The organism is Mesorhizobium sp. P3_A10 (genome assembly GCF_056403175.1).
Genome location: NZ_JBFUFZ010000006.1, coordinates 232723 through 245456 on the forward strand (window position 1 = coordinate 232723; position 12734 = coordinate 245456).

A 12734-nucleotide genomic window follows, 5' to 3' on the forward strand; every position below is an offset into this window, starting at 1 on the left:
TGGAGCGATCCACCGCCATTTTCACATCCCTGTCACGTCGATCTTGTAACGAGCCGTCATGCTCAAGCTGAAATTGCGCGAAAAACCATTTCCCGAGCTGTCCTATGCCAATCCGCGACAGCCGGCGCTGACGCGCTGGGTCATTCATTCGATCGAGGGCCTGTCGGGCCGCGATCGCTTCGCGGCGCTCTACGATTTCTGGCGCCGCCAGGTGGTGCCTACGGGCGAGGCCGTGTTCAGCCGCATGCTGGAGTTGATCGACGTCCGGATACGGACCGCCGATCAATGGCCGCCGGCAAACCTGCCTGACACGCCGCTGGTGATCGTTGCCAACCATCCGTTCGGCATCGGCGACGGCATTGCCGTGCTGTCGCTGGCCGAGCAGTTGGGGCGCCCGTTTCGGGTGATGATCCACAAGGATCTGCTCAAGATCCGCGAGATGGAACCTTATTCGCTGCCGATCGACTTTTCCGAGACCAAGGACGCGCTGAAGAACAACATGGCGGTGCGCCATGAGGCGGTGCGGCTGCTGAAGGAGGGCGTCACCATCGTGGTGTTTCCGGCTGGCGGTGTCGCCACGGCGCCAAAGGGCTTTGGCCGGGCGCGCGACCTGCCGTGGAAGATGTTCCCGGCCCGCCTCGTCCAGGACGCCAAGGCGTCGGTTATCCCGATGCATTTTTCCGGGCAGAACGGCAGGCTGTTCCACCTGGTGAGCGGCCCGATGAACCTGGCCGAGCGCGACGGTCGGGTAGCAAAATTCGTCGGCAAGGCCTCGCTGACGCTGCGCATTTCGCTGCTCATCCATGAGTTCGCGCGGCTGTCCGGCAAGCCGATCGACGTGCGCGTCGGCGATGCGCTGAGTTGGAGCGAACTGGAGCCGCTGCGCGACCGCAAGACGTTGCTCGACCGTCTGCATCGCGGCGTCTTCGATCTGGCGCCGGCCGTGCCGCGTCGCCGGATTCCGTTTTTGCCGGCGCGCGCCAAGCTGGCCGCCTGAACTCGGCAAACGGACGGCTGAGATTCTTTTGTTTAAACACAATTCCGGACGGAAAACCGTTTCACTGTTTTCCTGGAATTGCTCTAGTCCGCCCCTTCCTCGGGATCGATGGCCGAGGCGTCGGTGGCCAGAACCTCGATTTCCTGATTCTGCCCGGCGACAACGGCAAAATCCTTCTGGTAGATGCGGTCGCGGTTCTTGGCGATGATGGTGTAGTCGCCCTCGGCCAGCACCATTGAGGCGAAGGCGCCGACGGTTTCCTGGATCGGATCGCCGGATTCGTTGAGCAGCGACCAGGAGGTGTCGGCGATCGCCTCGCCACCGGTCTCGCGCACCAGCTTCATGGTCATCTCGGCCGCCCGGTGCTCGACGGTGGCTTCGGTGAGCTTGCCGGCCTCGACGCGGATGTCGGAGCGGATGACCGCATTCACCGAGCCATAGTTCGAGACGACATGATAGACGCCGGCGTTGAGCCGCACGACGCTGTTCGGCTCGACGTCGCGGATCACCTCGGCCTCACCCTCATAGATGGAGAAGCGCAGCTTCTTCGGCGGTATGCGCACGCCGCCCGACAGCACGGCGTCGAGCTTGAGGCCGCCGGCATCGAGCACCAGGCTCTCGCGCTTGGCTTCCTTGCCGACGGTGATGCGCTTGGTGGCGCCGGCCCTTCCATAGGAGGCATGGACGAGGTAGCTGCCGGGCTCGAGCTGAAACACGGCGGTGCCGCCATGAGCGGAAGCAACCATCGGCAGCTTGCCGTCGCTGGCGGCTACAGGCTTGAAGACGCGCCAGACAATGCCGCGCGTGATGTCGGCGCCCTTGTCGGTCAGTTGCGCCGACAGCGTGATCGCGCCGCTGCCGGCCAAAGCCAGCGGTGTTTCGCTTTTCGGGGTTGCATAGCTCGAAATGCCGGGAAGTTTCAGGTCACTGACACCGTCGGCGTTCTGTGCGACGGCAAGCGAGGCCGGCACCATGAACAGTGCGGCGCAGAGCCAAATCAGGAAAAGACGCAATGTCCCCTCAAACATGCCTTGCGTTGAAGCCCAAGGCGGTGGCAATTTCAAGGCTTAAGAGTCCGATCCGCTTCTGCTAGAGGCTCTTTCGTCCGGCGCATAGCGCCAAATGCCCGAGCCGCCCGATGTTCCAATGGCGTGCTTCAGCTCAAAATTGAGTGTTTCAGGAGACTAGCGCCCATGGCGTCGCCGATCATCGACTTCCTGCTGACCCGCAATTCCGCGCCGATCCCGGAGCTGAAGGAACCGGCGCCCAGCGATGCGGATATCGCGACCATGATCGCCGCCGCCACGCGCGTGCCCGATCACGGCCGGCTCGAGCCCTGGCGCTTCATCCTCTATCGCGGCGAGGCTCGTGTCGAGATCGGCAAGAAGCTTGCCGCCCTTGCCGAACAGCGCGAAGGGCCGTTGCCCGAGAACCGCCACAACCAGGAACTGGCGCGCTTTTCGCGCGCGCCGCTGGTGATCGGCGTGGTGTCGGTGCCGAAAGAGAACCCGAAAATCCCGCAATGGGAAATGTTCCTGTCGGGTGGCATGGCAGCGATGAACCTGATGATATCGGCCAATGCGCTGGGCTTCGGCACCAACATGATCAGCAACTGGTATTCAGACGTGGCGGAGGGCAGGGCGATCCTGGGGCTGGCACCGCATGAGCGCGTCGTCGGCTTCGTCCATATCGGCTCCTACCAGGGGCCGGCGCCGGAACGGCCGCGTCCTGATCCGGCAAAGCTCTATGCCGATTATTCCGGGCCTTGGAACGGCTGACACGCGAAAGCGATTCCCCTTTATTTAAACACAGGCTAAGAGGGCGACTTCGGCGATGCGTTGGGTTGGCGCATCGACCTTGGGATAGTGCGGGGCGCCGGCGACATGAAGAAACGAGACTCGCTGGGAATCCGGCTGCGCTACTGGTTTGACAAGAGCATGGCCGCCGGCCCGATCGCGCTGATCGGCTGGCTCGCCGTCCTTTCCCTGCTGATCATCATCGCCGCCGCGGCTTTCCTGGCAGTAACCCGTATCGCTCCGGAAGGCGGCGAACCGCTGAACTTCGTCGAAGCGTTCTGGGAATCGCTGATGCGCACGCTCGATTCCGGTACGATGGGCGGTGACACCGGCTGGGCCTTCCGTCTGGTCATGCTGCTGGTCACGCTTGCCGGCATCTTCGTCGTGTCGGCCCTGATCGGCGTGCTTAGCGCCGGCGTCGACAGCAAGCTCGATGAATTGCGCAAGGGCCGCTCACGGGTGCTGGAGACCGATCACACCATCATCCTCAACTGGTCGCCGTCGATCTTCGACGTCATCTCCGAACTCGTCATTGCCAATGCCAGCCGCCGGCATCCGCGCATCGTCGTCATGGCGAACATGGACAAGGTCGAGATGGAGGACGAGATCGCGGCCAAGGTCGGCAAACTGGGCAACACGCGCATCATCTGCCGCAGCGGCGACCCGACCGATCTCTACGACCTCGCCATCGTCAATCCGCAGACCTCGCGCTCGATCATCGTGCTGTCGCCGAACGGCGACGATCCGGATTCGCAGGTCATCAAGACCGTGCTGGCGCTGGTCAACGACCCGGACCGGCGCACCACCCCCTACAACATCGCCGCCGAGATCCGCGATGGCAAGAACGCCGAGGTCGCGCGCGTCGTCGGCGGAGCCGAGGTGCAGCTCGTGCTGGCCGACCAGCTGATCTCACGCATCGTCGTGCATTCGAGCCGGGAGTCGGGTCTCAGCGGCGTCTATTCGGAGCTGCTCGATTTCGACGGGTGCGAAATCTACACGACCGAGCTGCCGGACCTCACCGGCAAGACTTTTGGCGAAGCGGTGATGGCGTTTGAGCACTGCGCACTGATCGGGCTTTGCGACCAAAAGGGGCGGGTTAATCTCAACCCGCCGTCGGACCTGGTGATCGAGACGGGCATCCGCGCCATCATCATCGCCGAGGACGATGCGGCGATGAAGCTGGGAAGCGCCAGGATCGAGACCAACGCGGCGGCGATCCATGGCCCGCGGTCCATCGAGGCGAAGCCGGAGCGCACGCTGATCCTCGGCTGGAACCGGCGCGGTCCGATCATCACTTACGAACTGTCGCGCTACGTCGCGCCTGGTTCGATCATGACCATCGCCGCCGACACGCCCGGCCTCGAACAGGAAGTTGCCGCACTGCCCGTCGTCGGCGACAATCTGTCGGTCTCGTGCCGCATCACCGACACGTCGAGCAGCACTGCGCTTGCAAGCCTGGACGTGCCGTCCTACGACCACGTGCTGGTGCTCGGCTACAGCGAAACCATGGCGGCGCAGCCTGCCGACACGCGCACGCTGGTGACGCTGCTGCATCTGCGCAAGATCGCGGACGATGCCGGCCAGCACATCTCGATCGTCAGCGAGATGATCGACGTGCGCAACCGGGAGCTTGCGGCTGTCACCAAGGCCGATGATTTCGTCGTCAGCAACAGGCTGGTCAGCTTGATGCTGGCGCAGGCGTCGGAGAACCAGTACCTCGCCGCGATCTTCGATGACCTGCTCGACGAGAAGGGCTCCGAAATCTACATGCGCCCGGTCGCCGACTATGTCGCCATCGACCAGCCTTTGACCTTCTGGACGATCGCGGAATCGGCGCGGTTGCGCGGCGAAATCGCCATAGGCTACCGGCGCATCCGCGCCGGAGAGGTCGACCAGCGGTCGCTGGGCGGCGTCACCGTCAACCCGATGAAGTCGCAAGCGCTGGCCTATCTGCCGGAGGACCGGATCATCGTGCTGGCGCGGGACTGAGACTAAACTCCGGCTGCCCTGGCTCGCGCCAGAAGCCGTTCGGCTAGCCGCAGATGCGGGCGGTCGACCATCTTGCCGTCGATGCCGACGACGCCGGGATTTCCCGCCGCTTCGAACGCCGCGACGATCGCCAGCGAGTGTTGCACCGCTTCGACTGAGGGCGTGAAGGCGACGTTGATGACCGGCACTTGCGCCGGGTGGATCGCCATCTTGCCGGTGAAGCCGTCGCGCTCGGCTTCCGTGCATTCCGCCTCGAAGGCAGCCATGTCGCGAAAGTTCGGAAAGACAGTGTCGATCGCCGCGACCTCGGCAGCGCCGGCAGCGAGGATGGTCATGGTGCGGGCAAGCCGAAAGACGTCGGTATAGCGGCCGCGTTCGTCCCGCGCCGTGCGGGCACCTATCGCCGCTGAAAGATCTTCAGCGCCCCAGGTGAGGCCGACAAGCCGGGCGTTGGCCTTGGCGTAGCTCGCAGCCGCCAGCACGCCGGCCGCGGTCTCGGTGATGATCGGCAGGATCTTTATCGCGCCGTCCGGCAGGCCGTTCTCGGCCTCATGCACCCTGAGCTTTGCCGACAGATGCTGGACATCCTGGCCGCTGTTCGACTTCGGCAGCATGATGCCGTCGGGTTTCGCCGCAACCAGTGCGGCGAGATCGTCGTCGGTCAATCCGGTCGAGAGATCGTTGACCCTGACATAGATCGCGGACTTCGAGTGTAGCCGCTGTTCGACGATGACCCTTGCCGCGATGTCGCGCGCCAGAGACTTGTTCTGTGGCGCCACCGAATCCTCGAGGTCGACGATGACCACGTCGGCGCCGGCGGCAAAACCCTTTTCCAGCTTCCGTTCGGAATCGCCGGGAACAAAGAGCAGCGAGCGCATGAACTAGATCGCCTTCTTCATCATCATCGCTTGCCTCGTGCATTTGGCGACGAGCACATCGTTTTGATTATAGGCGCGGTGCTCGAATTCGACGATGCCGCGGTCCGGCTTCGATTTCGAGTCGCGCACGGAGATCACTGTGGTCTCGACGCGAATGGTGTCGCCGTGGAAGACCGGGTGCGGAAACACCGTCTCCTTCATGCCGAGATTGGCGACGGTGGTGCCGACGGTGATGTCGTTGACCGAAATGCCGATCATCAGGCCGAGCGTAAACAGCGAATTGACCAGCGGCTTGCCCCATTCGCTTTTGGCGGCGAAGTCGAAATCGATGTGCAGCGGCTGCGGGTTCAGCGTCATCACCGAAAACAGCATGTTGTCGCTTTCGGTGACGGTCTTGCGCAGCGTGTGCTTGAAGACGTGGCCGACGACGAACTCCTCAAGATAAAGCCCGGCCATGATCGATCTCCTCACTGCTCAAGGTTGATAGGCGCTGCCTATTCCGCTCGCAAGCCAGTTAATAAACATGGTGAACGCTTCGTAAACCATTTCTGCCTACGGTCTACACGGGGCCAGAACGGACTCGGGCGTAGGGGCGTTAGCGGACGGCATGGTTGTTTCGCATTTCCTGAAATGGATCTACACGGCGAGGGTTTCCGAGCGCGCCGCCGCGGCAAGCGCGCTGGCCCGCGCCTATATCAATGCCGACCTGCCGTTCGAGGACCGTTGCGCAGCCGAAGCCGCGCTGACGCTGCTGCTCGACGACGCATCGTCAAAAGTGCGACAAGCGATCGCCGAAGCGCTGTCGATGAGCCATCACGCGCCGCTGCAGATCATCAGCGCGCTGGCCTCCGACCAGCCGGAAGTGGCCGCGCTGGTGCTGGCGCGTTCGCCGCTGCTTACCGATGCCGACCTGATCGATCGCGTTGCCAGCGGCCAGAAGGCGACGCAGAAGCTGATTGCCGACCGGCCGGTCGTTTCGATGTCGGTGGCCGCGGCCATCGCCGAAATCGGCGAACCGGAAGCCTGCGCCACGCTTCTCGCCAACAGCGGCGCCGACATTGCCTCGCTCAGCTTTCGCCGCATGGCAGAACGGCATGGCCATGTGCCTGCGGTGCGCGAAGCGATGATCGCCGACGCGCGCCTGCCAGCCGACTGCCGGCATATGCTGCTGGTCAAACTCGGTGAAACGCTGAAAACCTCGCCACTGGTGATGGCGCTGATGGGAGCGGCCAGAGCCGAGCGCGTCACGCGCGACGCTTGCGTCAAGGCTTCGGTGACGCTGATCGAAGGCACCAAGGCGGCCGAACACGCAGCCCTCATCGAACATCTGCGCCTGCGCGGCGATCTCACCGCGAGCTTCATCATCCGCACCATCGCGCATGGCAAGGTCGATTTCTTCGGCTCGGCGCTGGTCGCGCTCAGCCAGCAATCCGAGCAACGGGTGAGGGCGCTGCTGGCCGGCGGCCACGACGTGGCGCTACAGGCGCTGTTCCGCAGCGCCGGCCTCGCCGCCGCCACCCACGCCGTCATCCTGCGCGCCCTGAAAATCTGGCGCGAGGTTGCCAATGGCAAGCGCGTCGCCGGCGTCCAGGAAGTCAGTTGGCTGATGCTGAAGGAATTGGGCGGACAGTCGGCGGAAGGCGATCTTGCCGGGTTGGTCAAGTCGATCCATCTCGACGCGCTGCGCGAAAACGCGCGGGGACACGCGCTGGCGATCGCCGCGGCCTAATTCTTCGCGAAGAACTCCGGAAAGTCCTCGATCGCAGCGGCGACGATGCGCAGCGAAGCGGCGATTTGCAGCACATCAGCGCTGTCGCTGCGCTCGGTGAGGGCTGCCGCATATTGCCTGGCAACGGCGATGGTCGTGGTTTGCTGTTCGCCTGGCCTGTGAAACAGCAGCTCGCGCGCCAGTCCACGCAGAAAATTGGTGACCGAAAGCGCGGTTTCGGGTGGGGTAGAGGGATTCTGCTGTGCGCTGCGCAGGCGCAGGATTTCGAGCCCGACGGTGACGGCGGCGATGCTGCCGTCGAGAATGGCATCGCCTTTCTTGCCGGCGCGCTGAATCAGCGGCATCAACTGGTTGACCCGGTCATAGGCGAGGCTCTCGAAGGCCGAGCGTCTAGGCACGCGCTCATGCAGGCAAAGCCGCGCCAGATCTTCGCGCATGGCCCGGACGATGCGGTTGATGGTGACCCAGGGGTCGGCGGGCAGCACGACGAGGAAGACCCCGATCGCCAAAAGGATGCCGACCAGGATCGACGCCGACCCGGCAAAGAACGGCCCGGGATCGTAGGTCATCGCCTGGTGCGGGCTGAGGAAGGCCAGGAAATTGATGGCGAAGGCGGTGGCGACGCCGACATAGCGCGGATTGGCCATTGCGAGTGCCGCCGGCACCAGGATCGGCACCACTAGGAGCGCGAACCAGCCGAAGCCGGGCAAGGCAGGAAGGGCGACCTGACCGACGAGGAAGGCAAAGGGCAGGGCCAGCAACGTTCCCTTGAAGAAGCCCCAGGCCGACTGCACCGGATCAGGGCGCGCAGCAAATAGGCTGGAGACGACGGCGACAAGAATGACCGTGCCTGCCGCTTCGGACCATTTCGTCGTCAGCCAGAAGGCGGCGACCAGCAGCGTGGCGAGTGCGGCGCGCGCGGCGTTGCGCCAGGCCGCATGGTAGTCGCGGTGCACGACCAGCGCCGGCTGCTTGCGGTCGCGCGCCGGGCGAGAGGCGGGAGAGCGCAGCGCATCGAGGCCGCGCAACACCTGCTTCAGGGCTTCCGCGAAATCGGCGGCAATGGTGAGCCGGGTGACGGTGCCCAGCCTGTCGCCATCTTGCACGGATGACATGTCCGGCGTTTGCCGGGCCTTGGCGGCGATCGCATCGAGCCGCGCCACCCAGGGCGGAGTGTCGTCGAGGGCGCCCGGTTTGGCCGCCAGTTCGCCGACCAGGGCCTGCAGCTCGGTGCGCACCGGAATGAGGGCGGCATTTTTCGGTGCGGCATGGGCATGCAGCGCGCGCGCAGCCGACAGGCCCGACAGAAGCTGGCCGATGGTGCGCCTGACCGGATGGGCGCGGGTGGCGAAGCTCGGCGCTTCCAGCCTGGCATAGGTGCGCATTTCGCCGAGCGTCTGGGCATCGGTGATCAGCTTTCGGTGCAGGCCGGCAAGCATTGCCGTATCGCCGCCGGAGAAGGCGCCGCCGGCATAGACGGCAAGGTCGAGAATGCTACGCTTCAGCCTGGCGATGATGGCGTCGGCGGCCAGTTTCGGCAGGATCAGCCGGCTGGTCAGGCCGGCGCAGACGATGCCAAGCACGATCTCGGCGCAGCGCGCCACGGCAAGATCGACAACGAGGTGCGGCTGCCCGAAGGCCGGCAGGCCGATGATCATGGCGGTATAGCCGGCAAGTGCTGCGCCATAGGCTTCTGGATTGCGCAGCAGCGACGAAACCAGCGTGCAGAGGCCGATCCAGACCGCCAGCGCGGTGACCAGCAGCCACGGGCCGGTGCCGAAGACGGTGGTGATGCCGATCGCCGCCAGACCGCCGGCCAGCGTGCCGAGCAGCCGATAAAAGCCTTTCGCCAGCACCATGCCGGCAACCGGCTGGGCGACGATGAACACCGTCATCATCGCCCATTGCGGGTGGTCGAGCTTGAGGGCGTAGGCGGCGAGAAGCGCGATCAGGCCGGCCGAAACGGTGCGCAGGGCAAAAATCCAGTCCGAGCGCGTCGGCTGTGTCAGCGCGGCGAAACTCGTGCCGATATGCTCGTTCAGCCGCGCCCAGGTCACATGCTCGTCTCCTAGAACGGCAAATTAGAGTAGCGGGCGCTTAGATATCCAGCACTTCCGTTGCGGCGAATTCGGCGCGTTCCTGGATGAAACGGAAGCGTGCCTCCGGCTTGGTGCCCATCAGCGCATCGACCGCATCCTTGGTCGCAGCCACGGCATCGATCACGTCGACCCTGAGCAGCGTGCGCTTCCTTGGATCCATGGTGGTTTCCTTGAGCTGCGCGGCCATCATCTCGCCCAGGCCCTTGAAGCGGCCGATCTCGACTTTGCCGCGGCCGGTGAATTCGGTGCGCAGAAGCTCGTCCTTGTGGCCATCGTCGCGGGCATAGGCGACCTTGCCGCCTTGCCGGATCGAATAGAGCGGCGGCACCGCCAGATAGAGATGGCCGCCGTTCACCAGGTTAGGCATTTCTTGGTAGAAGAAGGTGATCAGCAGCGAAGCGATGTGGGCGCCGTCGACGTCGGCGTCGGTCATGATGATGACCCGGTCGTAGCGCAAATCCTCGTCGCGGTACTTTGACCGCGTGCCGCAGCCGAGCGCCTGGATCAGGTCCGAGATCTGCTGGTTGGCAGCCAGCTTGTCGTTGCCGGCGCTGGCGACATTGAGGATTTTTCCACGCAGCGGCAACACCGCCTGGCTGGCGCGGTCGCGTGCCTGTTTGGCCGAGCCGCCGGCCGAATCGCCTTCGACGATGAACAGTTCGGCGCCGGCGGCGGCGTTCTGCGTGCAGTCGGCGAGTTTGCCGGGCAGCCTGAGCTTGCGCACCGCGCTCTTGCGCGACACTTCCTTTTCCTGGCGCCGGCGCACCCGTTCGTCAGCGCGCGCGATCACCCACTCAAGCAGCTTTGAAGCTTCCTGCGGGTTGTCGGCCAGCCAGTGGTCGAAGGGGTCGCGGATCGCGGTTTCGACAATGCGAATTGCCTCGATCGTCGCCAGCCTGTCCTTGGTCTGGCCGACGAATTCCGGTTCGCGGATGAACACCGACAGCATGCCCGCCGCCGAGATCATGACGTCTTCCGAGGTGACGATCGAGGCGCGCTTGTTGCCAACCAGATCGGCATAGGCGCGCAAACCCCGCGTCAGGACGTTGCGAAAGCCGGCCTCGTGCGTGCCGCCTTCGCCGGTCGGGATGGTGTTGCAGTAGGAATTGATGAAACCGTCGCCGCCGAACCAGGTCACCGCCCATTCGAGCGAACCGTGGCCGCCTTGTTTCTCGCTCTTGCCGGCAAAGATTTCGCGAGTGACCTGGAAGTCGTCGCCAAGCGATGCCTTCAGATAGTCCTTGAGACCGCCCGGAAAATGGAACTCGGCTTTCGCCGGCGTCGTGTCCTTGTCCTTGATCAGCGAGGGATCGCAGGTCCAGCGGATCTCGACGCCGCCGAACAGATAGGCTTTCGAGCGCGTCATGCGGTAGAGCCGCGCCGGCTCGAACGCCGCGCCCTTGCCAAAAATCTGCTCGTCGGGATGGAAACGGATTTTTGTGCCGCGCCGGTTGTGCACCTCGCCGAGCTGCTCCAGGCCGGTTACCGGAACGCCGCGCGAAAAGCGCTGGCGATAGAGCTGACGGCCACGGGCGACTTCAACCTCGAGATGGTCCGACAGCGCGTTGACGACGGAGACGCCGACGCCGTGCAAACCGCCGGATGTCTCGTAGACCTTCGAGTCGAACTTGCCGCCCGAATGCAGCGTCGTCATGATGACTTCGAGCGCCGGCTTCTTGAACTTCGGGTGCGGATCGACAGGAATGCCGCGGCCATTGTCGGTGACGGCCAGATAGCCGTCGGCGGTAAGCTCGACGTCGATGAAGGTCGCGTGGCCGGCGACCGCCTCGTCCATCGAATTGTCGATGACCTCGGCGAACAGATGGTGCATCGCCTTGTCGTCGGTGCCGCCGATGTACATGCCGGGCCGGCGCCGCACCGGCTCCAGTCCTTCCAGCACCTCGATGTCGGCGGCACTGTAGCCCTCGCTGCCGTCGCGGGTTGCTGCCGGGCGCTTGGCCGCCTGGACAATCGGATCAGCCGCGCGTGGCGCGGCGCGAACCGGTTGCGGCTGCTTGTCCAGGCTACCGAAAAGATCGTTGTTGTCGTCCATGCTGGCCATAGATTCCGATGCTGCGAATCACCGTTCGATACTGCCACGCTTTTTGCGGGCGAACGAGGGTTCCTGTTCCGTTCGGGGGATCGGAACGTCTTAGCCTAAAACCATTCGATAACCAAGCTGGCGGAAATAGGTCCAACGGAGCCGGCCACAATTCCTGTTTCTTTAACTATGCGGCCTAGCGTCGGCTCCAACAAACAAAAGACCACAGGTTCCAGGGGTATCGGTGTGAGGGGCAAGGCCATAACCATGATCGGCATCGCCGCCGTTTTCGGGGCGATCTCGATCTTTGCCGCGGATTTCTGGGTAAAAAGCCAGGCCAAGGCCGATCTCGGAGAGAAGACGGCGTCGATCTCGGTACCGGAAGCACCCAAGATCGAGTTCAAGACCATCGTGGTGGCGAACGCGCCGCTGCGTTACGGCATGCCACTCGACCGGGCACAGCTCAGCGAAATCCCGTGGTCGCAGGATTCCGTCCCGCAAGGGGCCTTCACCACCGTCGATGCCTTGCTTGCCGACGGCAACCGCGTGGTGCTTTCGCCGATCGAGATCAACGAACCGGTGCTGCTCTCCAAACTGTCGGGGCCGAACGGCCGCGCAACCCTTTCCAACATGCTGTCGCCGGGAATGCGGGCGGTGACCATCCGCACCGACGAGATTGCCGGCGTCGGCGGCTTCGTCACACCGGGCGACCGGGTCGATGTCGTGCTGACGCGCGATGCGGGTGAAATCCAGGAAGTGGCCAAGAACGCGCAAGGCGCGTCGGGTTCGACCGTCACCTCCGAAATCGTCGTATCCGACGCCAAGGTGCTGAGCGTCGGGCAAGGTGCCGACGAGCGCCAGACCACGCCGCAGATCGCCAATTCGGTGACCATCGAGGTGACGACCGAGGGCGCGCAGAAAGTTGCACTTGCCCGCACCGTCGGCACCTTGTCCTTCTCGCTTCGCTCTTCCAGCGAAGGCGGTGACGGCAAGAACGGTGTCACCACCATCTCATCCTTCGGTGGCTCGGTCGCATCCAGTGTCCAGGCCACGGCCGGTTCGCTGTTCGATGCCATGACGAAGGAGCCTGAGAAGCCGAAGTTCAAGACAATCATCGTGACGCGCGGCACGCAGGCCGAGGAATACCAGGTTCCTGCACGGGACCAGAAACAATAGCCGGTGGGGACCGGACGGGGACGGGACAA

10 protein-coding genes are annotated in these 12734 nt (G+C 64.1%); 5 read left to right on the forward strand and 5 right to left on the reverse strand.

The features are described 5' to 3' along the window. Positions 1-58 precede the first annotated feature (58 nt). Positions 59-997 carry a lysophospholipid acyltransferase family protein gene (locus tag AC1DXU_RS22805; protein ID WP_477372618.1) on the forward strand — a complete coding sequence of 313 codons (939 nt, stop codon included), beginning with the start codon at positions 59-61 and terminating at the stop codon, positions 995-997. A gap of 83 nt (positions 998-1080) precedes the next feature. Here AC1DXU_RS22805 and AC1DXU_RS22810 read toward each other — a convergent pair whose 3' ends face one another. Continuing rightward, positions 1081-2025, reverse strand: coding sequence for a hypothetical protein (locus tag AC1DXU_RS22810; RefSeq protein ID WP_477372620.1), 945 nt, complete (start codon positions 2023-2025; stop codon positions 1081-1083). A gap of 165 nt (positions 2026-2190) precedes the next feature. Between AC1DXU_RS22810 and AC1DXU_RS22815 the strand changes: the two genes are divergently transcribed. After that, the gene (locus AC1DXU_RS22815) at positions 2191-2775 is read left to right on the forward strand and encodes a nitroreductase family protein (protein ID WP_477372622.1); all 585 of its coding nucleotides are present in this window, start codon (positions 2191-2193) and stop codon (positions 2773-2775) included. 105 nt (positions 2776-2880) lie between these two features. Then, entirely contained in the window at positions 2881-4782 is a 1902-nt protein-coding gene (locus AC1DXU_RS22820; protein ID WP_477372624.1) for a CASTOR/POLLUX-related putative ion channel, read from the forward strand. Between the two features lie 2 nt (positions 4783-4784). Here the strand turns inward: AC1DXU_RS22820 and AC1DXU_RS22825 are convergent, their stop codons facing one another. Further along, positions 4785-5660 carry an HpcH/HpaI aldolase/citrate lyase family protein gene (locus AC1DXU_RS22825; protein ID WP_477372626.1) on the reverse strand — a complete coding sequence of 292 codons (876 nt, stop codon included), beginning with the start codon at positions 5658-5660 and terminating at the stop codon, positions 4785-4787. A 3-nt stretch (positions 5661-5663) separates the two neighbouring features. Then, positions 5664-6116 (reverse strand): MaoC family dehydratase, encoded by a 453-nt coding sequence (locus AC1DXU_RS22830; protein WP_477314128.1) that lies wholly within the window; start codon positions 6114-6116, stop codon positions 5664-5666. 151 nt (positions 6117-6267) lie between these two features. On the opposite strand from AC1DXU_RS22830, the gene AC1DXU_RS22835 reads away from it, so the two are divergent. Next, the gene (locus AC1DXU_RS22835; protein WP_477314130.1) at positions 6268-7389 is read left to right on the forward strand and encodes a DUF2336 domain-containing protein; all 1122 of its coding nucleotides are present in this window, start codon (positions 6268-6270) and stop codon (positions 7387-7389) included. On the opposite strand, the gene AC1DXU_RS22840 is transcribed toward AC1DXU_RS22835, so the two are convergent. Both AC1DXU_RS22840 and parE read right to left on the reverse strand, forming a co-directional pair. Continuing rightward, positions 7386-9446 (reverse strand): FUSC family protein, encoded by a 2061-nt coding sequence (locus AC1DXU_RS22840; RefSeq protein WP_477372628.1) that lies wholly within the window; start codon positions 9444-9446, stop codon positions 7386-7388. The two genes, AC1DXU_RS22835 and AC1DXU_RS22840, sit on opposite strands and share 4 nt — an antisense overlap. Before the next feature lie 40 nt (positions 9447-9486). Continuing rightward, a complete protein-coding gene (gene parE, locus AC1DXU_RS22845) occupies positions 9487-11541 on the reverse strand; it encodes a DNA topoisomerase IV subunit B (RefSeq protein WP_477372630.1) in 2055 nt (684 codons plus the stop codon). A 255-nt stretch (positions 11542-11796) separates the two neighbouring features. Here parE and cpaB point away from each other — a divergent pair, with 255 nt between their 5' ends. Beyond that, the gene (gene cpaB, locus AC1DXU_RS22850) at positions 11797-12705 is read left to right on the forward strand and encodes a Flp pilus assembly protein CpaB (protein ID WP_477372632.1); all 909 of its coding nucleotides are present in this window, start codon (positions 11797-11799) and stop codon (positions 12703-12705) included. The last annotated feature ends 29 nt before the right edge of the window (positions 12706-12734 follow it).